Below are 18,949 nucleotides of genomic sequence, written 5' to 3'. Positions count from 1 at the left end.
TCAGGAACGGCCGGCGGCCGCGTCGATCGTCATCTCGGCGTTGACGCGGGTGCCGTCGGCGATGTCGACCCACCAGCGGTCGGCGATGCTGCTGATGATCGAGAGCCCGCGACCGCTGAGCGAGTCGTGGTCGAAGTCGATCGGCTCCAGCCGGGAGTCCATGCCGTAGTCGCGGACACTGATCTCCAGGAGCCCCTTGGCGATGGACCAGGTCACCTCGATAGTGCCGTCCTCACCGGGCTTGCCGTGGCTCACGGCGTTGGTGAGCATCTCGCTCAGCACGATCAGCGCGTCGTCGATGCGCTCGGACGGGACCTGGTTGACCGTCAGGAACCCGGCGAGCTTCGTGCGCGCGATGCCAGGAGTGGAGCGCGCGAAGGGGAAGCGGAGCACGTCATGCGAACGCTGCATCCGGTCCTCGCTTCCTCGTCTTCTGAGTCACCCGCAGCTTCGCGGATGGCCCGTTGGGCTCCCTGTCCATAGTCCAAGTTAGCCATGCCCTGGACATATGGAAAGTCGGGGACCCCCATGTTGATCGCTCAACGATACCGCGTGCCGGGTCCTCAGGGCGAGAAGCGGGCGGTGCACGCCTGAAAACCGGTCGGGACGACGACGCCGCCGCACCCCAGGGGGTGCGGCGGCGTCGTCAGTGCGGTGAAGCGGTGTTACTTGGCGGCGGCCTTGAGCTTCGAGCCGGCGCTGACCTTCACGCCGAAGCCGGCGGGGATCTCGATGGTCTCGCCCGTGGAGGGGTTGCGACCGGTGCGGGCGGCGCGCTCGACACGCTCGACCGAGAGGATGCCCGGGATCGAGACCTTGTCGCCAGCGGCGACGGCCTCGAGGAGGACGTCGGTGAACGACGACAGCACGGAGTCGGCGACCGTCTTGGTGGTGCCGGACTTCTCGGCGAGGGCCGCGACGAGGTCACTGCGGGAAATAGCCACAACTGCTCCTAGAAAAGGTGGATCTGGATCGGCCTCAGTCTAGGGAGCGGGTGGGCCCTGCCAACCACCGGGCCCTGCGTGTTGCCCGAATTTTCGGCCTTTTTCAGGTCCACCGGTCCGGTGAGCGGCGGTCGCGGTGGCGCACGACGAGCTGGCGGTACTCCTCGCGCGGCACCTCGACGACCCCCAGCGTGGCCAGGTGGTCGGTCCGCCACTGGACGTCGACGAGTCCGCCGGCCATCCGCCGACAGAGCTCGACGAGGGCGATCTTCGAGGCGTCGGTCGCGCGGTGGAACATCGACTCCCCGGCGAAGAGGTCGCCGATCTCGAGCCCGTAGAGGCCGCCGACGAGCTGGTCCTCCGACCACACCTCGACCGAGTGCGCCCAGCCCAGCTCGTGCAGCCGGACGTACGCCTCGCGGATCGGCTCGTCGATCCAGGCGCCGGGACGGCTCGGGTCGGCGCAGGCGTCGATGACGTCCTCGAACGCCGTGTCGACCGTCGTCGTGAACCGGCCCATCGCCCGGCGCAGGGAGCGGCTGACGTGCAGCTGCTCCGGCCACAGGATGCCGCGCTGCATCGGCGACCACCACAGGGGCGCACCGCCGTCGTCGCCCATGGGGAACAGGGCGGCCCGGTACGCGGCCACCACGGTCGACGGCTCCAGGTCGGCCCCGCCGACCACGCAGTCGACCGGCGGGAGCTCCACCGGATCGCCCGGCTCCGGGAACTGCCAGGGGGACGGCGGGAGCGGCTGCGGCTCAGTCATGGGCCAGCACGCGGGTCAGGTGGTGCACCGGCGCGTCACCCCAGTCGGCCCACTCCGAGGCCGAGGCGCTGGAGAGCGCGCGCCACCACGTGAGGCAGCGGTGCACCGACTGGGTCGTCCACGTCGCGGCGAGGTCGTCGACCAGGTCGTCGGGCGTCAGGTCCCACTCCGCGGCGTAGGCCGCGAGGACCGGCTCCCAGGCGACGTCGCCCTCGTCGGCGTCGATGACGCCGCGTGGCACGGCCAGGACCTCGAGGGCATGCGCCCACTGGGCGTCGCCGAAGTCGAACAGGCGCAGGCCCTCGGGCGTCGCGAACACGTTGTTCGTGTGCACGTCGCCGTGCTGGAACGTCGACGGGAGGGCGGAGTCGAGCAGACGGCCGGCCGCAGCGGCGACCCGCGGCCGCTGCTCGCGCAGCTCGGCCGCGACGCCCTGGTCGAGGTGGCACGGGTGGTCGACGTCGAGCTCGGCGAACAGCATCACGAAGCGGTCGAACAGGTCGACCGTGCGGGTCGGCCGGCAGTCGGGCAGTCCGGTCGCGAGGATCGCCGTGCCGTGGCGCGCGAGCCGCTGCTGGAGCCGGGCGATCCCGGCCATGAGCGCCTGCCAGTCGGCCGTCGTCGCGGTTCGCTGCTCGTGCCACGTCGGACCGTGGTCGACGTCGAGGATCCACCCGCGGGCCGCATCGACCGCGAGGGGCTTCGAGACGTCGTCGGGAGCCAGGTCGGCCAGGAGCGCGTGCAGGCCCGCCTCGTAGGCGGCCCCCGGCGGGAGCGCCTTGAACCAGTGGCGGCCACGGCTCGTCTCGATCCGGAGCTGCGTCGACCACGGCCGGATGCGGGGCTGCTCGACCGACTCGATCGTCGCGCCGGGCAGGTGCTCGGCGATCCACGCCTCGACCTCGCGGCGCCACGGCGCCTGCGCGACCTCGACGGAGAACGCGCGGTCCATGCCCTGACGCTACTGCCCGGAGCGGTTCGGTGCCCCCGCTGGCCGAGGTGGACGGCGACCACCGGCGGAGCTACAGGCGGCGGTCCTTGAGCTCCTTCGCGGCGTACTGACCGATCTGGCGGGTCTGGTACGCGTCGGTGCCACCCGCGACGACGCCGCCGACGCCCGGGATGCGGCGCGCCATCAAGGTGACGGCACGGCGTCCGACCGTGCGGGCGATGAGCTCCCCGGTCAGCTCCCCGGCGATCAGTCGGTCGAGCTCGGGGTCGTGGGTCGGCGCGGTCGCAAGACCCATCGGCGGCGACGGGAGGCTCTTGCGCTTGACCAGGTCACGCACCTTGTCATCCCCGAGCATCGCCGCGAGGATCGCGTTGCGCACGCGGGGGTCGTCGAGGTCGTAACCGCGCAGGTGGGCGATGCCGGCCACCAGGTGGGCCTGGAGCAGCGTCACGCCGGCGACGTTCGCGGGCACCGAGACGGGCACCGTGGCGATGCCGCCGAGGTTCGTGACGAAGCCCTGGGCGCCGGCGAGGGCGACGTGGGTGCGGGTCAGCGTGGTGATCGCCTGCTCGACGTCGCCGCGCGCGTCGACCATGTGGCTCGTGGCCGACTCGGCGGCCGACCTCAGGGGCCCGACGCCGTCGATGGCCTTGTCGAGTGCCTGGCGCACGAAGCTCCAGCCGATCTTCGGCGCGGCCTGTGCTCCGGCGGCCGCAGCCATCTTCTTCCCGACTCCCATGCCGCGAGTCTAGGAGCGGGACCACCACGGCGCTCTGTGACCGGACGGCGGGATGCATGTGCAACTGGTTGCACATGCATCGAGTTGCGTACTACCGTGCCGCCATGGCCCTCGAGCACGCGATCCTGGTGTCGCTCGCGGAACGGTCCGCCAGCGGCTACGAGCTGGCGCGACGCTTCGACGCCTCGATCGGCCACTTCTGGAAGGCCAGCCACCAGCAGATCTACAAGGTGCTCGGCCGCATGGAGGCCGACAAGCTCGTCGAGTCGCACCTCGTGGCGCAGGACGGTCGGCCCGACAAGAAGGTCTACGCCATCACGGGGGAGGGGCGCGACGAGCTCGCGGCCTTCACGACCACGCCCACCGGCCCCGAGGTGCTCCGCAGCGACCTCGCGGTGAAGCTGCGGGCCCTGCCGTTCGGTGACCGCGACGCGATCGTCGCGACCGTGCGCCAGCGACGGGCCGACCACCTCGCGACCCTGGCCGGCTACGAGGCGAGTGCCGCTCGGTACTACCCCGATCCCTCGGCGGTGCCCGCCGAGCAGCTGGGCGCGTGGCTCGTGCTCAGCGGGGGCATGCGCGCCGAGCGCGGCGGCATCGAGTGGTGCGAGGAGATCCTTCAGGCGCTCGTGCCTCAGGCGCCGGGGGAGGAGACCCGATGACTCCGCAGCGCGCGCACGCCGACCACGAGCACGATGACGCCCAGCGTCATCGCGGTGCCGATCAGCACGGCGTGCACCCAGAAGAACGCCTGCGGCGTGCTCGACCAGGCCTCGCCGGCCCACGCGCGGTCGTCGTCGACGATCGCCTTCGCGAACCGCGGCCAGATCACCACGTTGAACACGCCGGCCACCACCAGCAGCCAGGCCGAGAGCTTCGAGATCACGCCCCCATGAAACAGCACCCCACCCAGAGCCGGGAGACGACCCGATGAACGAGTACCCCCACCTGCTGAGCCCCCTCGACCTGGGCCACACCACGCTGCGCAACCGCGTCATCATGGGCTCGATCCACTCCAAGCTGGAGGACCGCGCGAAGGACGTCCCGAAGTGGGCGGCGTACTTCGCCGAGCGCGCCAAGGGCGGGGTCGCGCTGTCGATCACGGGCGGCATCTCGCCCAATCGCACGGGTTGGCTGCTGCCGTTCGGCGGCACGATGAACTCCACGCGCATCGCCGACCGCCACAAGCCCGTCACGGAGGCGGTGCACGAGCACGGAGGCAAGATCGCGATGCAGGTGCTGCACGCCGGGCGCTACGGCTACCACCCCTTCGTCAAGGGGGCCTCGACCCGCAAGTCGCCGATCTCCCCGTTCAAGCCGCGGGCGCTGAGCACCAAGGAGGTCGACCAGACCGCCACGGACTTCGCGAAGGCCTCCAGGCTCGCCCGCCGCGCCGGGTACGACGGCGTCGAGATCATGGGCTCCGAGGGCTACCTGATCAACCAGATGATCACGGCCCGCACCAACACCCGCACCGACGCCTGGGGCGGCTCCGCGGCCAAGCGCATGCGGTTCCCGGTCGAGATCGTCAAGCGCACGCGCGAGATGGTGGGTGAGGACTTCATCATCCTGTACCGGATGAGCCTGCTCGACCTCGTCGACGACGCGCAGTCGTGGGAGGAGACGATCGAGCTCGCGCACCTCCTGGAGGAGGCCGGCGTCAGCATCATCAACACCGGCATCGGCTGGCACGAGGCCCGCGTGCCCACGATCGTGACGTCGGTGCCGCGCGCCGCGTTCGCGCCGCTGACGGCTCGCCTGAAGGCCGCCGTCTCGGTGCCGGTGGTGGCGTCGAACCGCATCAACACCCCCGAGGTCGCCGAGCGGATCCTGGCCGAGGGCCAGGCCGACCTGATCTCGATGGCCCGCCCGCTGCTGGCCGACCCCGACTTCGTCCGCAAGGCCGAGGAGGGCCGCGCCGACGAGATCATCACGTGCATCGCCTGCAACCAGGCGTGCCTGGACCACACCTTCAAGAACCAGCGCGCGACCTGCATGCTCAACCCGCGCGCCGGCTTCGAGACCGAGCTGGTGCTGCTGCCGACCCGCACGGTCGAGCGCATCGCCGTCGTCGGCGCCGGGCCCGCGGGCCTGGCGGCAGCGGTGGAGCTGGCCGGTCGCGGCCACGAGGTCGAGCTCTTCGAGGCGGCTCCGGAGATCGGCGGGCAGTTCAAGCTCGCGATGGAGATCCCCGGCAAGGAGGAGTTCAAGGAGACCGTGCGCTACTACCGCCGCATGCTCGAGGTGCGCGACGTGAAGGTGCACCTGAACCGCCGCGCCACCGTCGAGGACCTGGTCGGCTTCGACCAGGTCGTCGTCGCCAGCGGCGTCGAGCCGCGCGTGCCGTCGATCCCGGGCATCGACCACCCGAGCGTCGTCACCTACCAGCAGGTCATCGGTGAGGGCGCTCCCGTCGGCCGGACCGTCGCGGTGCTCGGCGCCGGTGGCATCGGCTTCGACGTCAGCGAGTTCCTCCTGCACGAGCCCGACGAGTCGGTGGAGGAGTGGCAGGAGAGGTGGGGCGTCGTCGACCCGTCGCTCGAGGTCGACGGCGGCGAGCGGGGCGGGCTCGGCACCAAGGTGCTCGCACCGCCGCGACGCCAGGTCTACCTCCTGCAGCGCAAGACGTCGGACCTCGGCAAGGGGCTCGGCAAGACCACGGGCTGGGTGCACCGCCAGACGCTCAAGGACTCCGGCGTCGAGATGATCAAGGGCGTCACCTACGACCGCATCGACGACGAGGGCCTGCACCTCACCCAGCGCGAGCACGAGAAGGCCGAACCGGTCGAGATCCTCGTCAAGGCCGACACGATCGTGCTGTGCACCGGGCAGGAGTCGGTGCGCGACCTGGTCGACGGGCTGGCCGAGGCGGGCGTGACGCACCACGTGATCGGCGGCGCCGACGTCGCCGCCGAGCTCGACGCCAAGCGCGCGATCAAGCAGGCCACCGAGCTCGCCGCCCGCCTCTAGCGCCACCTGCGGTTTCCCACGAGACCGCTCGAATCCCGCGTCGAGCGTACGAAACTTCGTGCGCGCGACGCGGGATTCCTGGGTGAACCCAGGAAGTTTCCGACGTGGGGGCACCTCCCACGACGAAGTCGTAGGGGGTCTCGTGGGAAACCGCGGAGGGGTGGGGGTCGGGGGGCTCGGTACCGTCGGGGAATGAGCTCCTCCACGACCAGCACGCAGATCCGCCTCGCCCGTCGCCCCGTGGGCGAGCCGGCCGACGACGACTTCACGATCGACACGGTCGACGTCCCCGCGCTCGGCGAGGGCGACGTGCTGCTGCGCACGATCTACCTCTCGCTCGACCCCTACATGCGCGGCCGCATGAGCGACGCGAAGTCGTACGCCGCGCCGGTGGAGCTGGGCGACGTGATGGTCGGCTCGACGGTGTGCGAGGTCGTCGAGTCGCGGTCCGAGACCCGCCCGGTCGGCACGTACGTCCTGGCGTTCACCGGGTGGCAGTCGCACGCCGTCGTCCCGGCCCGCCAGACGCGCCGCCTCGATCCCGCCACCGCACCGATCTCGACCGCGCTCGGCGTGCTGGGCATGCCGGGCTTCACCGCGTACGCCGGGCTCCTGCAGATCGGCAAGCCGCAGGAGGGTGAGACCGTCGTCGTGGCCGCGGCCGCCGGACCGGTCGGCTCCGCCGTGGGCCAGATCGCGCGCGCCAAGGGCGCCCGGGCGGTCGGCATCGCCGGCGGCGCCGAGAAGGTCAAGATCCTGCGCGACGTCTACGGCTTCGACGAGGCGCTCGACCACCGTGCACCCGACTTCGTCGAGCAGCTCAAGGCTGCCACCCCCGACGGGGTCGACGTGTACTTCGAGAACGTCGCCGGCACCGTGGGCGAGGCCGTGGTCCGCCGCATGAACACCTACGGGCGCATCCCCGTCTGCGGGCTCGTGGCCGACTACAACGCCACCGAGCCGCGCGAGGGCGCCGAGCCGGGCCCGGCGCTGCTGCGCCGGGTGCTCACCAAGAGCCTGACGATCCGCGGCTTCATCCAGGACGAGTTCGTCGCCGAGCACCACGCCGACTTCCTGCGCGAGATGGGCGGCTGGGTCGGTGCCGGCACGGTGCAGTACCGCGAGGACGTCGTGGAGGGCCTGGAGAACGCGGTCGACGCCTTCCGCGGTCTGCTGACCGGGCGCAACGTCGGCAAGCTGCTGGTGCAGGTCGGCGAGGACCCGAGCCGCGCATGAGCGGGGCGCCCGTGCGGCTGCACCTCCTGCGCGCGGTCAACGTGGGCGGCGCGAAGCTCCCGATGGCCGAGCTGCGGGAGGTGGCCGCCGAGCTGGGCGGCACCGAGGTCTCGACCTACATCGCGTCCGGCAACCTGCTCTGCGTGCCGCCGGGTGACCCCGAGGCGTTCGACCGCGCCCTCGAGAAGGCCGTGGAGGCGCGGTTCGGCTTCTTCCGCGAGGTCATCAGCCGTTCACGGGAGGAGGTCGCCGCGGCGCTGGCCGCCCACCCGTTCGAGGTGGTCGAGCCGAAGTTCTCGTACGTCACGTTCCTGACGGAGGCGCCCACGGCCGAGGCCCTCGCGGCGGCCCACGAGGTGCCGACCGGTGACGACCTCTGGGAGGTCGTGGGTCGTGAGATGCACGTGCGCTACGCCGACGGCGCCGGGCGACCACAGATGAAGGACGCCACGATCGGGCGCAGGCTCGGCGTCAAGGGCACCGCCCGCAACCTCAACACGGTGCAGAAGCTCCTCGACCTGACGGCCTGACGCCCTCAGCGGTCGGACTGGTCCATCCAGGAGGCGGCAGCGATGCCGGCCAGCATGCCGATGCCGGCCAGCCACCAGACGTCGAACATGGTCCAGAGCGCGGCACCCGTGGTGGAGCCGATGATGACGCCCCAGACGAAGTGGTCGCCGGTGCGCTCCTGCTCGGCGCAGCCTGCGTCCTGGCCCTCGTCGTGTCGTGTGTGCGCCATGGGTCCCCCTCGTGTGCCGTTCCTCCATCGTGGCGCGCGCCACCGACAGTTCGCACCGGCCGCAGGGGTGAACCGGCGACCTACTCTTGACCTATGAGCACCCCGACCCTTCGGCTGATGGTCGACGCGGGCGACGTGCTCGTGCTGACCGGCGCGGGCGTCTCGACCGACTCGGGCATCCCCGACTACCGCGGACCGAACAGCACGCCGCGCACGCCCATGACGTACCAGGAGTTCGCGGCCACCCCGGAGGCCCAGCGGCACTACTGGGCCCGCGCCCACGTCGGCTGGAGCCGCATGCACGCGGCCGATCCCAACGCGACGCACCAGCTGCTCGCCGGGCTCGAGGCCGAGGGCCGCCTGGCCGGCCTCATCACGCAGAACATCGACGGGCTGCACGGCCGAGCAGGCCACCGCGACCTGGTGGAGCTGCACGGCGCCATCGACCGCGTCATCTGCCTGGACTGCCGGGAGGTCACTCCCCGCACCGACCTGCAGGTGCGTCTCACGGAGCTGAACCCCGGGTGGACGGAACGCGAGGCGGTCATGGCGCCCGACGGCGACGTGCTGCTGGAGGACACCGAGGACTTCGTCGTCGCGACCTGCACGACGTGCGACGGTCGACTGAAGCCGGACGTCGTGTTCTTCGGCGAGAGCGTGCCGAAGCCGACGGTCGCCCACTGCTTCGACCTCGTCGAGCGGTCGGCTTCGCTGCTGGTGCTCGGGTCGTCGCTGCAGGTCATGAGCGGCCTGCGCTTCGTGCGGGCGGCGGCGAAGCGCGGCATCCCCGTCGCCATCGTCAACCGCGGCACGACGCGCGGCGACGCGCTCGCCACCGTGAAGGTGGAGGCCGGCGTCGCGGAGACCCTGGCGGACTGCCTGGATCAGCGCCTCGGGTCGCACGCCACCGCCTAGGCTCTCGGCATGCTCATCACGCGGGTGCTCGCCGGTTTCGCGACCTTCGGCGCGCTGCTGGTCCTGATCGGCAGCGTCGGCACGTGGGCGTCCTTCGGTGGCTTCACCAAGGGCGGTCTCGAGGGCGACGGCGTGATCACGCTGGTGCTCGCCGTCCTGATCGGCGGGTTCGCCGGCGGGGTCTTCGCCCCCCTGTCCGTGGCGCGCGTGATGCGGTGGTTCGTGTTGCCGTTCGGCTTCCTGGCCCTCCTCGTCGCGATCATCGACGTCGTCGACATCAGCAGCTCGGGCAACGAGTTCGCCTCCGAGCTGGGCGTCTCGTCGCTCGGCCTCACGGTCGGATGGGGTCTGTGGGTCGTGCTCATCGGTGCCGTGACGGCGGTCGTGGCCGGTCTGCTGCTCACGATCGCGCCGATGCCGCGCCCGCTGCTGGCGACGCCGTGGGTCCCCACCCCGTACTCACCGCAGCCGTATCCCCAGCCGTACCCGCCGCAGGCCCAGCCGTACCCGCCGCACCCCGGCGCGCACCCGCCGCAGCCCGCACCGCAGGCGCCGGCCTGGCCGACCACGGGCCCGGCCTACCCCGGATCGACCGGCGCCCCGCAGGTCCCGACGCCCCCACAGGGGCCGCCTCCGCCACCGCCCAGCGCCTGAACCGCCGTTGTTCCGGGGAGCCCTCCCCGTCGCGGCACCCGCCGAGCGCACCTACCGTCATGGCATGAACCAGCTCAGGATCGCCACGGGGGTCATGGCGCTCGGCGCCGTCGTCTGGATCGTCGGCGCGCTCGCACCGTGGAGCAGCATCGGCGACCGGACCTACCCGGGCCTGAGCGGCTCGGAGGCCGCCTGGGCCCTCGCCGGCCTGGTCGCGCTCGTCGTGGTTGCGAGCGGACTGGTGGGACGAGCGGTCGCGTCTGCGGCGCGGTGGCTCCTGCTCCCCGTCGCTGCGCTCCTCGTGCTCCTGACGGTCGTCATCATCATCGACGTCGCCACCTCGACCTCCGCCGACGTGGCTCAGGGGATCGACGGTCCACCGCTCACCCGCGAGAACGCCTGGGGGGTCTGGATCAGCCTGGTCGGGGCCGTCGTGGCGACGATCGGCGGGATCGGTGCGGCCCTCGCGCCGTCGCCTCGTGGCGACGCCGCGCCGCGTCCCAGCTGATCCGGTGACCCGGGGCGCCTCGTCACGACGGCCGTTGTTCCGGAGAGCGCTCCCCGTCGCGATCCCGGTCGACCGCACCTACCGTCGAGGCATGAACCAGATCCGCACCGCCTCGACCGTGGCGCTCGTCGGCGTCGTCCTGGTGGTCGTGGGCTGCTTCAGCCCCTGGGCCGTCGCTGACGGTTACACCCGCACCGGCGTCAGCAGCAACGGCTACCTCCTGCTGTACCCGGCCGCGGCGGCCGCGCTGGTCGCTGTGGCGACCCTCACGACGGCTGCCGTCTCGAGGTTCACCCGCTGGTTCGTGCTTCCGTTCGCCCTGCTGGTCCTCGGCCTCACGGCGATGCACCTCCAGCAGTCGCTCGGCGCCCGCCTGTTCGACGCTGCTGGCGCGAGCAGCGCCATGGCGGTGAGCTGGGGCATCTGGCTCGTCGTGGCCGGCGCCGTCGCCCTGCTCGGTGGCAGCATCATGATGGTGCTGGCCCGCACGCCTCGGACCGCGTCATGAACCAGCTCCGCCTCATGGCTGCCCTGGCCCTGGTCGGCACCACGATGGTGATCATCGGCTGCGTCGGTCCGTGGAGCACGATCGAGGAGACCTCCTACGCCGGGATCAACAGCGTGGGCACCGTGCCGCTGGCCCTCGCGGTGCTGGTCGCCCTGGCCGGGGTGCTCGGGTTCGGCCCGCCCCACGTCGCCGCCGCGGTCCGCTGGGTCGTGCTGCCGCTCGCCTACCTGGCCCTGCTGTTCACGGCGCTGGCAGCGTTCAGCATCGTCACCTCGACCGCCGCCGACGTCGCCCAGTACGAGGTCGGAGGCACGCGGACGCGCGAGGCCGCCTGGGGTCTCTGGATGACCCTGGCCGGCACGGTCGTCGCCACGGCCGCCGGAGCCCTGGCCCTGCTCGTGCCATCGCCTCGCGCGTCGGCGAGCCGCCCGACTAGCTGAGCTGGCGGACGCGGATCGTCTCGGGCAGCGCCGCGAGCGCCGCGAGCACCGCGGGGCCGACGTCGGTCGCGACGTCGGTGACGGCGTAGCCGAGCTCGCCGCGCGTGGCGAGCTGCTGCCCCTCGATGTTGACCTCGTGCTCGCCCAGCAGCGTGTTGATGCGCGCGAGCACGCCCGGGGCATTCTCGTGCACGTAGGCGACGCGCTTCTTGGCGGGATCGGCCGGCAGGTTCATCTCCGGGAAGTTCACGCTCAAGGACGTGCCACCGAAGGACGCGTAGGAGCGCAGCTTCGAGGCGACGAAGCGGCCGATGTCCTGCTGGGCCTCCTCGGTGGAGCCACCGACGTGCGGCGTCAGGATCACGTTGGGGATGCCCTGCAGCTCGGAGCTGAACGGGTCGCCCTGGCGCTTCGGCTCCACGGGGAAGACGTCGAGCGCGGCGCCGGCGATGTGACCCGACTCCAGGTGCCCGCGCAGCGACTCGGTGTCGACCGCGATGCCGCGGGACAGGTTGAGGAACAGGGAACGCGGCTTCATCGCGTCGAACTGCTCCGGGCCGAAGAAGCCGGCGTTGCCGGGACGACCGTCGACGTGCAGCGTCACGACGTCGGCCTCGCCGAGCAGCTCCTCGAGCGTGGAGCAGCGCTTGGCGTTGCCGAGCGCGAGCTTGTCGTCGATGTCGAAGAAGATGACCTTCAGGCCGAGGGCCTCGGCGATGACCGACAGCTGGCTGCCGATGTTGCCGTAGCCGACGATGCCGAGCGTGCGTCCGCGGATCTCGTGGCTGCCGGCGGCCGACTTGTTCCACACGCCGCGGTGCATGTCGGTGGACTTCTCGTGCAGGCGCCGCGCGAGCGAGATGATCTCGGCGATCGCGAGCTCCACGACCGAGCGCGTGTTGGAGTACGGCGCGTTGAAGACCGCGATGCCGGCGCGGGACGTGGCCGCCAGGTCGATCTGGTTGGTGCCGATGCAGAACGCGCCGATGGCGAGCAGGTCCGGGGCGTGCTCGAGGACCTTGGGCGTGATGTAGGTCGTCGAGCGGATGCCGAGCAGGTGGACGCCCTGGATGGCCTCGATGAGGTCGTCCTCGCCGAGCGCCCCGTCCTGGGTCTCGACCTGGTAGCCCTTGCCGCGCAGGAAGTCGCGGCCGTCGGCGTGGATGTTCTCCAGCAGCAGGACGCGCACGTCGGCGTCGTCGAGGCGGCGGGCAGGAAGTGTGGTGTCGTGGGTCATCGTCGTCATCGTCATGTAGGGGGCCTCCCGGGTCAGGGCTGACGGTGGTCAGGGGCTGACTCGTGGGCCCAGGCGAACGGTCCCGATGTCGTGAGCTGCCCGGCTCCCTGGTGGTCTCCCACCTCAACGCCAGTCGCCGGGCAGGCCCAGCCTACTCCTGCGTCATGGCCCGGTAGCGCGCGAGCGCCTCCGGTGGGACGGGGAGGTCGAGGTTGGCCAGACGCACCTGGCCCTGCGCGATCAGCTTGCCGTCCGCGTCGGTCGTCTCGAGGCGCCACAGCTGCTGCGTGCGGCCTCGGTGGATCGGGGTCGCGACGGTCGTGATGGTGTCGCCCACCTTGGCCTGGCGGATGAAGTCGGTGCTGTTGTTCGTGCCCACGACGACCCCCTTCTCGCCGAGCCAGATCTGCCCGCCGGTGCTGGCGGTCGACTCGTGCACCGCGCAGTAGACACCGCCGTGGGGGATGCCGAACGGCTGCAGGTGCTGCTCGCCGATCGTGTACTGCACGACGACCTTGTCGGCAGTGAGCTCGAGGTGCTCGACCCCGAGGAGGCCGTCGAGGCCGGGAACGTCAGACATGTCGCGAGCGTACCCAGGCCCTTGCGGAGGGGACCTCTCTCCCTCGCCACGAGGCTCCCGGGTCCGTACCGTCGACCCATGAGACGTGGAGCAGCGGCGCTGGTCGCGACACTGGTGGTGCTGGGGCTCGCGGCGTGCGGGGAGGACGAGACCTGCTCGGAGCCCGGCGGTGCCGGGTGCAGCCCCGACCAGTCCACGTCGTCGGACGAGCAGCCCACGAAGACCGACGAGGACTACGTGCTCGACCAGTCGCTGGCGGTCAGCGAGATGAAGCGGCTCGCCGAGCTCGCCGTCGAGGACTCCGAGACCGCTGAGGTGGTGGAGGTCGCCGAGGAGATCGTGGCCGCCGCCGACGGCCTGCTGGACGACTTCAGCGCCTGGGAGGAGGAGTGGGACCTCGAGCCGACGGTCTACGACAGCGCCGCCAGCACGGCGCAGGTCTCACCGCGCACGTACAGCGGCGACGAGGACTACGAGGTGCTCGAGGGCCTGGACGGCCTGGAGTTCGACGCGTACTGGGTCAACGTGGTGATCGAGCGCACGGGCACACAGCGCCGGGACGCCGCCGACCTGCTCGACGACGGGAGCCATGCCGGGCTCCGCACGGCGGTCGAGCAGTGGGTCGACGCGAACGAGGCATGGCGGGACGTGCTCCAGGACCTCGAGGCCGAGCTCCGCTGATGAGGGCGCTCCGCCTGCTCGTCGGCCTCGCGCTGAGCCTGACGCTCGTGGCCTGCGGCGCGGAGGACGGGGATCCTGACGGTCCGCCGCACGCCGGTGCCGACCGCATCAAGGCCGACGAGATCTACGTCGGCATCACGTCCGGCACCCTCGGGACCCTGCGGCAGATTGCCGAGCTTGCGGACGACAGCGCCGGTTCCGTCGAGCTGCAGCGCCTCGCCTCGGAGATCGTCGAGGAGCTCGGTGACGTGCGCGACGAGCTCGCCGCGTACGCCGAGGAGTGGGAGCTCCGGCCAACCATGTCCAGCACGGTGCTCACCTCGTCGTCACAGGACAGGAGCGACGACTGGCAGCGCCTCGAGGAGCTCGAGGGTGCCGAGTTCGACGTGCTCTGGATCGACGTGGTGGCCGGGAGCCTCGAGGCGATCGCCAGCTCGGCCGAGACCGTGATCGACGTCGGCGAGAACGTCGGGCTGCGCGAGCTGGCCACCGGGCTGCTCGACACGTGCGAGGCCTGGATCGACGACCTGGCTGAGCTCGCCATCTGACAGACATACCCTCAGGGGGTATGGTCTCCCGCATGCGTGGAACGAAGACACTCGTCCTGGCCGCCGCTGCCGTGCTGCTCGCCGCCTGCGGCTCGAGCAGCCACAACGACGCTGACACGGCGTTCGCCCAGCAGATGGTGCCGCACCACGAGCAGGCGGTCGAGATGTCGGACCTCGCTCTCGACCCCGCGCGGGGCGCGTCGCCGGAGGTGCAGGCGCTGGCCGAGCAGATCGGCTCGGCCCAGCACGACGAGATCGAGCTCATGAACGGCTGGCTCGAGGAGTGGGGCGAGTCCGAGGGCTCGGACCATGGCGGGCACGGCGACGGGCATGGTGACCACGGCGGGGGAGACCACCACGAGATGGAGGGCATGCTCACCGACGAGCAGATGGCCGAGCTCGCGGACGCCACCGGCGCCGAGTTCGATTCCCTCTGGCTCACGGGCATGATCGCGCACCACGAGGGCGCGGTGACGATGGCCGAGACGGCTGTCGCCGACGGCAAGGATCCCGACGTGCGCGAGCTCGCCGAGCAGATCGCCGACGTCCAGAAGACCGAGATCGCCGAGATGAAGGCCCTGCTCGGGTAGGTGACCCCGCCACCGGAGCCGCCGCTTGAGTTTGATACCCCCTAGGGGTATGGTCGAGCCATGGCAGACGAACAGCCCGGCTACTCCGACGACAAGATCGCCGTCCTCAAGCGCCTCAAGCGCGTCGAGGGCCAGGTGCGCGGCCTCACGCGCATGGTCGAGGAGGACACGTACTGCATCGACGTGCTGACCCAGGTCAGCGCGACGACCAGGGCCCTCGAGGCGGTGGCGCTGAAGCTGCTCGACGAGCATCTCGCGCACTGCGTGGTCAACGCGGCCCGAGCCGGTGGCCCCGAGGCCGACATCAAGGTCAAGGAAGCGTCGGACGCCATCGCGCGCCTCGTCCGCTCCTGACCCCCGCCATCCCCCAGGAGATCCCATGAGCACCCAGACCTTCCAGGTCAACGGCATGACGTGCGGCCACTGCACCGCCGCCGTGACCGACGAGCTGACCACCCTCGAGGGCGTCACCGACGTCACGATCGACCTCGTGAAGGGCGGCACGTCCGACGTGCACGTCGTGAGCGATCGCGCGCTGAGCCGCGAGGAGGTGGCGGCGGCGGTCGACGAGGCCGGCTACGAGCTGGCCCGACCCGGCTCACTGCCGCTGGCCTGATGAGCACCACCCGCCTCGACATCGGGGGCATGACCTGCACGGCGTGCGCCGCCCGCGTCGAGAAGAAGCTCAACAGGATCGAGGGCGTCGAGGCCACGGTCAACTACGCGACCGAGCGCGCCACGGTCCACATCACCGACGGCGCCGAGGCCGACGTCGACGTCCAGCAGCTCATCGACGTCGTCGAGCGCACCGGCTACACCGCCCAGGTCCGCCGACCCGGGGGCTCCGCCGGGCAGGGTGCCGACCACGGCCCGCACGACGGGGACCATCACGGCGGGCTGCACGGGGGGCTCCACGGCGTCGCGTCGATGCGTCGCCGTCTGATCGGCTCGGCCGTGCTCGCGGTCCCGGTCGTGCTGCTGTCGATGGTCCCGGCGCTGCAGGTCGACTACTGGCAGTGGATCTGCCTCGCGCTCGCGACGCCCGTCGTCGCCTGGGGTGCGTGGCCGTTCCACCGCTCCGCGCTGCTCAACGCCCGCCAGGGTGCCGCCACGATGGACACCCTCGTCAGCGTGGGCGTGAGCGCTGCGTACCTGTGGTCGGTGTGGGCGCTCGTGCTCGGCGAGGCCGGTCACATCGGCATGACGATGCGCTGGACCTGGCTCGCGCAGGGCTCCGGCTCGCACGAGATCTACCTCGAGGTCGCCGCAGCCGTCACGGTCTTCGTGCTCGGCGGGCACTACCTCGAGGCCGCCGCCAAGGGACGGTCGAGCGCCGCGCTGCGCGCGCTGATGGAGCTGCAGCCCGCGGTCGACGTCGGAGTGGGCGAGGAGTTCACGGTCCGCCCGGGGGAGCGCATCGCGACCGACGGGGTCGTCGTGGACGGCGAGTCCACCGTCGACGAGCAGATGCTGACGGGCGAGTCCGCACCGGTCGACAAGGGCGTGGGTGACGAGGTCACGGGCGCGACGGTCAACGTGTCGGGCCGCCTCATCGTGCGAGCCACCGCGGTCGGTGACGACACCCGCCTGGCGCAGATGGCCCGACTCGTGGAGGAGGCGCAGGAGGGCAAGGCCGAGGTGCAGCGCCTGGCCGACCGCGTGTCCGCGTGGTTCGTGCCGGGCGTCATGGTGCTCGCGGTCCTCACCTTCGGCGCGTGGCTGCTGCTCGGCGGCTCCCTGCTGCAGGCGTTCACCGCCGCGGTCGCGGTGCTGATCATCGCCTGCCCGTGCGCCCTCGGCCTCGCGACGCCGACCGCTCTGATGGTCGGCACCGGTCGCGGCGCCCAGCTGGGCATCCTCATCAAGGGTCCACAGGTGCTGGAGTCGACCCGGCGCATCGACACGGTGGTGCTCGACAAGACCGGCACCGTCACGACGGGCGTCATGGGCGTGGTCGCCGTCGAGCCCGCCGAGGGCGTCGACGAGCACGAGCTGCTGCACGTCGCCTCGACGCTGGAGCACGGCTCGGAGCACCCGGTGGGCCGCGCGATCGCCGGCCAGGCCGAGCACGGCACGCTCGAGCAGTTCCGGAACCACGCGGGTCAGGGCGTCAGCGGTGTCGTCGACGGCGAGCCGGCGCGAGCGGGACGAAGCTCGTGGGTGGGGCAGGGGTCCCGGGCCCTGGGCGGGGAGGTCGGCACCGTCGTCGCGGTCGAGCACGGCGGCCGCTTCCTCGGCACGATCACCGTCGCCGACACGGTCAAGGACACCTCCGCCGCGGCGATCGCCGAGCTTCGTGCGCTGGGGCTCGAGCCCGTGCTCCTCACGGGCGACAACCGTGCCGTGGCCGAGGACGTCGCGGCCCAGGTGGGCATCGAGCGGGTCGAGGCCGAGGTCACGCCCGACGACAAGCTGCGGACGATCGAGCGCCTCAAGGCCGAGGGACGCGTGGTCGCGATGATCGGTGACGGCGTGAACGACGCCGCCGCCCTCGCGGCGAGCGACCTGGGCATCGCGATGGGCACCGGCACCGACGTGGCGATCGCCGCGTCCGACCTCACCCTCGTCGAGGGCGACCTGCGCAAGGCGCCCGAGGCGGTGCGGCTGGCCCGCGCGACGCTGCGGACGATCCGCCGCAACCTGTTCTGGGCCTTCGCCTACAACGTCGCGGCCATCCCGCTGGCGATGTCGGGCTATCTCAACCCGATGGTCGCGGGACTCGCGATGGCGTTCAGCTCGGTCTTCGTCGTCGGCAGCTCGCTGCGGCTGCGGTCGACGAGGCTCAGCTGAGGCCGGGGCGCCGGATGCCGGCCGCCGCGACCTCGTAGAACGCGAGCAGCCGGGTCAGCAGCTCGTCCGTCTCGAGGTCCTCCAGCCGCTCGGCGCCTTCGACCCAGTCGCTGACGATGTGGAAGAAGGCACCGGCCACGCCGGTCGCGACGCCCTCCGGCTGCGGCGGGGTGGCCCCTCCGAGCCGCCACGCCAGGTCGAGCAGGTCGGCCGTGCGCCGGCGGTGCAGGCGACGGTGCGACTCGACGGTGAACGTCGTCGCGGCTCCTCGGCCGAAGAGCACCGCCGCGACCCTCGGGTCGTCGCCCATCTCGTGGGCGAAGACCGCGAGCAACCGGTGCTCCGCCGCCGTCACGTCCTCGAAGCTCTCCTGCTCCACGGCCTCGCTCATGACCGACAGCATCGCGTCGGTCGTGCGGCGCATCAGGTCGAGGTAGCAGTCCTCGCGCGAGGTGTAGATGCCGTAGAAGCTCTTGGTGCTGACGTGGGCGGCCCGGCACAGGTCCTCGATCGGGCTGGCGAGGTACCCCCGGGTCGCGAAGAGCTCCAGCGACGAGTCGAGCAGGAGCTGGCGTCGGGCCTCACGTCGCTGGTTCCCATCGGGGACGGGGGGTCTCGGAGGCACCCCGTCAATCTAGGGCCGGACCCAGCCGTCCGCTTGGTTACGCTCCTCGCATGACGCAGCCGCCTTCCCCGCCCGGCCCGCCCGGTCCGCCCGGTCCGCCCGGTCCGCCCCAGCCGCCGACCTCGCCGCAGGGCGGTTACGCCCCCATGGGCACCGTGCACCTGACGGTGCAGGGCTCGGTCATGACGTCCAACGTCATCACGCCCACGGCGTCGATCAACGGCTACCCCGTGAAGGTCCGGTACGGCGCGAACCCGATCCCGGTGCCCGCCGGACCCGTGCGCATCGAGCTGTCGAACACGTGGCTGCGCACGTACGGCCAGGCCAGCATCCAGTTCACGCTGCAGCCGGGCCAGGACGTCCCGGTCTTCTACGCCGCACCGTGGCACCAGTTCACGACCGGCTCGATCGGCTACGAGAAGGTCAAGCGCAAGGGCGCGGGGGCGTTCATCGGGATCATCGCCGCCATCGTCGTGCTCGTCCCGCTCGTGGTCGTGCTGCCGATCATCCTGTCCTGACTACGC

26 protein-coding genes and 1 riboswitch are annotated in these 18,949 nt (G+C 71.5%); of the genes, 16 read left to right on the top strand and 10 right to left on the bottom strand.

Going from position 1 to position 18,949, the window contains the following annotated elements; all coding sequences use genetic code 11:
- The 5 genes from LO931_RS08265 to LO931_RS08245 all read right to left on the bottom strand — a co-directional run bounded on the left by LO931_RS08265 (window position 1) and on the right by LO931_RS08245 (window position 3,404).
- Complete coding sequence (locus tag LO931_RS08265) at window positions 1-411, bottom strand: ATP-binding protein (RefSeq protein WP_229052904.1); 411 nt, start codon at window positions 409-411, stop codon at window positions 1-3.
- Window positions 412-665: 254 nt separating this feature from the next.
- Window positions 666-938, bottom strand: a complete 273-nt coding sequence (locus tag LO931_RS08260; protein ID WP_229053115.1) for an HU family DNA-binding protein — start codon at window positions 936-938, stop codon at window positions 666-668.
- A gap of 109 nt (window positions 939-1,047) precedes the next feature.
- On the bottom strand, window positions 1,048-1,713 hold the full coding sequence (gene aat / locus LO931_RS08255; protein WP_229052903.1) for a leucyl/phenylalanyl-tRNA--protein transferase: 666 nt from the start codon (window positions 1,711-1,713) through the stop codon (window positions 1,048-1,050).
- Window positions 1,706-2,665: a phosphotransferase gene (locus LO931_RS08250; protein WP_229052902.1), complete on the bottom strand. Its 960-nt coding sequence runs from the start codon at window positions 2,663-2,665 to the stop codon at window positions 1,706-1,708. The genes aat and LO931_RS08250 overlap by 8 nt, the downstream gene beginning before the upstream one ends.
- Window positions 2,666-2,735: 70 nt before the next feature.
- Window positions 2,736-3,404, bottom strand: coding sequence for an EcsC family protein (locus tag LO931_RS08245; RefSeq protein ID WP_229052900.1), 669 nt, complete (start codon window positions 3,402-3,404; stop codon window positions 2,736-2,738).
- Between the two features lie 104 nt (window positions 3,405-3,508).
- Between LO931_RS08245 and LO931_RS08240 the strand changes: the two genes are divergently transcribed.
- Complete coding sequence (locus tag LO931_RS08240; RefSeq protein ID WP_229052898.1) at window positions 3,509-4,066, top strand: PadR family transcriptional regulator; 558 nt, start codon at window positions 3,509-3,511, stop codon at window positions 4,064-4,066.
- Here the strand turns inward: LO931_RS08240 and LO931_RS08235 are convergent.
- Window positions 4,039-4,290, bottom strand: a complete 252-nt coding sequence (locus LO931_RS08235; protein ID WP_229052896.1) for an SCO4848 family membrane protein — start codon at window positions 4,288-4,290, stop codon at window positions 4,039-4,041. The two genes, LO931_RS08240 and LO931_RS08235, sit on opposite strands and share 28 nt — an antisense overlap.
- A gap of 44 nt (window positions 4,291-4,334) precedes the next feature.
- Between LO931_RS08235 and LO931_RS08230 the strand changes: the two genes are divergently transcribed.
- The 3 genes from LO931_RS08230 (at window position 4,335) to LO931_RS08220 (ending at window position 8,140) form a co-directional block, all read left to right on the top strand.
- A complete protein-coding gene (locus tag LO931_RS08230) occupies window positions 4,335-6,374 on the top strand; it encodes an NADPH-dependent 2,4-dienoyl-CoA reductase (RefSeq protein WP_229052894.1) in 2,040 nt (679 codons plus the stop codon).
- A gap of 192 nt (window positions 6,375-6,566) precedes the next feature.
- Entirely contained in the window at window positions 6,567-7,610 is a 1,044-nt protein-coding gene (locus LO931_RS08225; RefSeq protein WP_229052892.1) for an NADP-dependent oxidoreductase, read from the top strand.
- Window positions 7,607-8,140: a DUF1697 domain-containing protein gene (locus LO931_RS08220; protein ID WP_229052890.1), complete on the top strand. Its 534-nt coding sequence runs from the start codon at window positions 7,607-7,609 to the stop codon at window positions 8,138-8,140. The genes LO931_RS08225 and LO931_RS08220 overlap by 4 nt, the downstream gene beginning before the upstream one ends.
- Window positions 8,141-8,145: 5 nt before the next feature.
- Here the strand turns inward: LO931_RS08220 and LO931_RS08215 are convergent, their stop codons facing one another.
- Window positions 8,146-8,349, bottom strand: coding sequence for a hypothetical protein (locus LO931_RS08215; RefSeq protein ID WP_229052888.1), 204 nt, complete (start codon window positions 8,347-8,349; stop codon window positions 8,146-8,148).
- Window positions 8,350-8,442: 93 nt separating this feature from the next.
- Between LO931_RS08215 and LO931_RS08210 the strand changes: the two genes are divergently transcribed.
- From LO931_RS08210 to LO931_RS08190, 5 genes are all read left to right on the top strand, one after another.
- A complete protein-coding gene (locus LO931_RS08210) occupies window positions 8,443-9,264 on the top strand; it encodes an NAD-dependent protein deacetylase (RefSeq protein ID WP_229052886.1) in 822 nt (273 codons plus the stop codon).
- Window positions 9,265-9,273: 9 nt separating this feature from the next.
- The gene (locus LO931_RS08205) at window positions 9,274-9,918 is read left to right on the top strand and encodes a hypothetical protein (RefSeq protein ID WP_229052883.1); all 645 of its coding nucleotides are present in this window, start codon (window positions 9,274-9,276) and stop codon (window positions 9,916-9,918) included.
- Between the two features lie 64 nt (window positions 9,919-9,982).
- A complete protein-coding gene (locus LO931_RS08200; protein ID WP_229052882.1) occupies window positions 9,983-10,426 on the top strand; it encodes a hypothetical protein in 444 nt (147 codons plus the stop codon).
- A 91-nt stretch (window positions 10,427-10,517) separates the two neighbouring features.
- Window positions 10,518-10,934, top strand: a complete 417-nt coding sequence (locus LO931_RS08195; protein WP_229052879.1) for a hypothetical protein — start codon at window positions 10,518-10,520, stop codon at window positions 10,932-10,934.
- Window positions 10,931-11,374: a hypothetical protein gene (locus tag LO931_RS08190; RefSeq protein ID WP_229052877.1), complete on the top strand. Its 444-nt coding sequence runs from the start codon at window positions 10,931-10,933 to the stop codon at window positions 11,372-11,374. Before LO931_RS08195 ends, LO931_RS08190 begins: the two co-directional genes overlap by 4 nt.
- On the opposite strand, the gene serA is transcribed toward LO931_RS08190, so the two are convergent.
- Window positions 11,367-12,611 (bottom strand): phosphoglycerate dehydrogenase, encoded by a 1,245-nt coding sequence (gene serA, locus LO931_RS08185; RefSeq protein WP_229052875.1) that lies wholly within the window; start codon window positions 12,609-12,611, stop codon window positions 11,367-11,369. The two genes, LO931_RS08190 and serA, sit on opposite strands and share 8 nt — an antisense overlap.
- A 59-nt stretch (window positions 12,612-12,670) precedes the next feature.
- Window positions 12,671-12,758, bottom strand: a riboswitch (ZMP/ZTP riboswitch).
- A 4-nt stretch (window positions 12,759-12,762) separates the two neighbouring features.
- Window positions 12,763-13,191 carry a PaaI family thioesterase gene (locus LO931_RS08180; RefSeq protein ID WP_229052873.1) on the bottom strand — a complete coding sequence of 143 codons (429 nt, stop codon included), beginning with the start codon at window positions 13,189-13,191 and terminating at the stop codon, window positions 12,763-12,765.
- Window positions 13,192-13,269: 78 nt separating this feature from the next.
- On the opposite strand from LO931_RS08180, the gene LO931_RS08175 reads away from it, so the two are divergent.
- From LO931_RS08175 to LO931_RS08150, 6 genes are read left to right on the top strand one after another with little or no spacing between them, the layout of a single operon-like run.
- Window positions 13,270-13,872 carry a DUF305 domain-containing protein gene (locus LO931_RS08175; RefSeq protein WP_229052871.1) on the top strand — a complete coding sequence of 201 codons (603 nt, stop codon included), beginning with the start codon at window positions 13,270-13,272 and terminating at the stop codon, window positions 13,870-13,872.
- On the top strand, window positions 13,872-14,420 hold the full coding sequence (locus LO931_RS08170) for a DUF4142 domain-containing protein (protein WP_229052870.1): 549 nt from the start codon (window positions 13,872-13,874) through the stop codon (window positions 14,418-14,420). Before LO931_RS08175 ends, LO931_RS08170 begins: the two co-directional genes overlap by 1 nt.
- Before the next feature lie 32 nt (window positions 14,421-14,452).
- Entirely contained in the window at window positions 14,453-15,010 is a 558-nt protein-coding gene (locus tag LO931_RS08165; RefSeq protein ID WP_229052869.1) for a DUF305 domain-containing protein, read from the top strand.
- Between the two features lie 60 nt (window positions 15,011-15,070).
- Window positions 15,071-15,364 (top strand): metal-sensitive transcriptional regulator, encoded by a 294-nt coding sequence (locus LO931_RS08160; protein WP_229052868.1) that lies wholly within the window; start codon window positions 15,071-15,073, stop codon window positions 15,362-15,364.
- Window positions 15,365-15,389: 25 nt separating this feature from the next.
- Window positions 15,390-15,626, top strand: coding sequence for a heavy-metal-associated domain-containing protein (locus LO931_RS08155; RefSeq protein ID WP_229052867.1), 237 nt, complete (start codon window positions 15,390-15,392; stop codon window positions 15,624-15,626).
- On the top strand, window positions 15,626-17,800 hold the full coding sequence (locus LO931_RS08150) for a cation-translocating P-type ATPase (RefSeq protein WP_229052866.1): 2,175 nt from the start codon (window positions 15,626-15,628) through the stop codon (window positions 17,798-17,800). Before LO931_RS08155 ends, LO931_RS08150 begins: the two co-directional genes overlap by 1 nt.
- Here LO931_RS08150 and LO931_RS08145 read toward each other — a convergent pair.
- Complete coding sequence (locus LO931_RS08145; RefSeq protein WP_229052865.1) at window positions 17,793-18,425, bottom strand: TetR/AcrR family transcriptional regulator; 633 nt, start codon at window positions 18,423-18,425, stop codon at window positions 17,793-17,795. The genes LO931_RS08150 and LO931_RS08145 overlap by 8 nt on opposite strands.
- A gap of 50 nt (window positions 18,426-18,475) precedes the next feature.
- Between LO931_RS08145 and LO931_RS08140 the strand changes: the two genes are divergently transcribed.
- On the top strand, window positions 18,476-18,943 hold the full coding sequence (locus LO931_RS08140; RefSeq protein WP_229052864.1) for a hypothetical protein: 468 nt from the start codon (window positions 18,476-18,478) through the stop codon (window positions 18,941-18,943).
- The last annotated feature ends 6 nt before the right edge of the window (window positions 18,944-18,949 follow it).

Origin of the sequence: Aeromicrobium sp. Leaf350 (genome assembly GCF_916858655.1) — a bacterium.
Taxonomy (GTDB): domain Bacteria; phylum Actinomycetota; class Actinomycetes; order Propionibacteriales; family Nocardioidaceae; genus Aeromicrobium.
The sequence above is the reverse complement of the archived record's forward strand: the minus strand, read 5'-3'. Positions and strand labels throughout refer to the sequence as shown.

Bases quoted from the DNA above. Each gene is read 5' to 3' on its own strand.
- LO931_RS08265 (WP_229052904.1), bottom strand. From the start codon at position 411: ATGCAGCGTTCGCATGACGTGCTCCGCTTCCCCTTCGCGCGCTCCACT.
- aat (WP_229052903.1), bottom strand. From the start codon at position 1,713: ATGACTGAGCCGCAGCCGCTCCCGCCGTCCCCCTGGCAGTTCCCGGAG.
- LO931_RS08250 (WP_229052902.1), bottom strand. From the start codon at position 2,665: ATGGACCGCGCGTTCTCCGTCGAGGTCGCGCAGGCGCCGTGGCGCCGC.
- LO931_RS08245 (WP_229052900.1), bottom strand. From the start codon at position 3,404: ATGGGAGTCGGGAAGAAGATGGCTGCGGCCGCCGGAGCACAGGCCGCG.
- LO931_RS08240 (WP_229052898.1), top strand. From the start codon at position 3,509: ATGGCCCTCGAGCACGCGATCCTGGTGTCGCTCGCGGAACGGTCCGCC.
- LO931_RS08230 (WP_229052894.1), top strand. From the start codon at position 4,335: ATGAACGAGTACCCCCACCTGCTGAGCCCCCTCGACCTGGGCCACACC.
- LO931_RS08225 (WP_229052892.1), top strand. From the start codon at position 6,567: ATGAGCTCCTCCACGACCAGCACGCAGATCCGCCTCGCCCGTCGCCCC.
- LO931_RS08220 (WP_229052890.1), top strand. From the start codon at position 7,607: ATGAGCGGGGCGCCCGTGCGGCTGCACCTCCTGCGCGCGGTCAACGTG.
- LO931_RS08215 (WP_229052888.1), bottom strand. From the start codon at position 8,349: ATGGCGCACACACGACACGACGAGGGCCAGGACGCAGGCTGCGCCGAG.
- LO931_RS08210 (WP_229052886.1), top strand. From the start codon at position 8,443: ATGAGCACCCCGACCCTTCGGCTGATGGTCGACGCGGGCGACGTGCTC.
- LO931_RS08205 (WP_229052883.1), top strand. From the start codon at position 9,274: ATGCTCATCACGCGGGTGCTCGCCGGTTTCGCGACCTTCGGCGCGCTG.
- LO931_RS08200 (WP_229052882.1), top strand. From the start codon at position 9,983: ATGAACCAGCTCAGGATCGCCACGGGGGTCATGGCGCTCGGCGCCGTC.
- LO931_RS08195 (WP_229052879.1), top strand. From the start codon at position 10,518: ATGAACCAGATCCGCACCGCCTCGACCGTGGCGCTCGTCGGCGTCGTC.
- LO931_RS08190 (WP_229052877.1), top strand. From the start codon at position 10,931: ATGAACCAGCTCCGCCTCATGGCTGCCCTGGCCCTGGTCGGCACCACG.
- serA (WP_229052875.1), bottom strand. From the start codon at position 12,611: ATGACCCACGACACCACACTTCCTGCCCGCCGCCTCGACGACGCCGAC.
- LO931_RS08180 (WP_229052873.1), bottom strand. From the start codon at position 13,191: ATGTCTGACGTTCCCGGCCTCGACGGCCTCCTCGGGGTCGAGCACCTC.
- LO931_RS08175 (WP_229052871.1), top strand. From the start codon at position 13,270: ATGAGACGTGGAGCAGCGGCGCTGGTCGCGACACTGGTGGTGCTGGGG.
- LO931_RS08170 (WP_229052870.1), top strand. From the start codon at position 13,872: ATGAGGGCGCTCCGCCTGCTCGTCGGCCTCGCGCTGAGCCTGACGCTC.
- LO931_RS08165 (WP_229052869.1), top strand. From the start codon at position 14,453: ATGCGTGGAACGAAGACACTCGTCCTGGCCGCCGCTGCCGTGCTGCTC.
- LO931_RS08160 (WP_229052868.1), top strand. From the start codon at position 15,071: ATGGCAGACGAACAGCCCGGCTACTCCGACGACAAGATCGCCGTCCTC.
- LO931_RS08155 (WP_229052867.1), top strand. From the start codon at position 15,390: ATGAGCACCCAGACCTTCCAGGTCAACGGCATGACGTGCGGCCACTGC.
- LO931_RS08150 (WP_229052866.1), top strand. From the start codon at position 15,626: ATGAGCACCACCCGCCTCGACATCGGGGGCATGACCTGCACGGCGTGC.
- LO931_RS08140 (WP_229052864.1), top strand. From the start codon at position 18,476: ATGACGCAGCCGCCTTCCCCGCCCGGCCCGCCCGGTCCGCCCGGTCCG.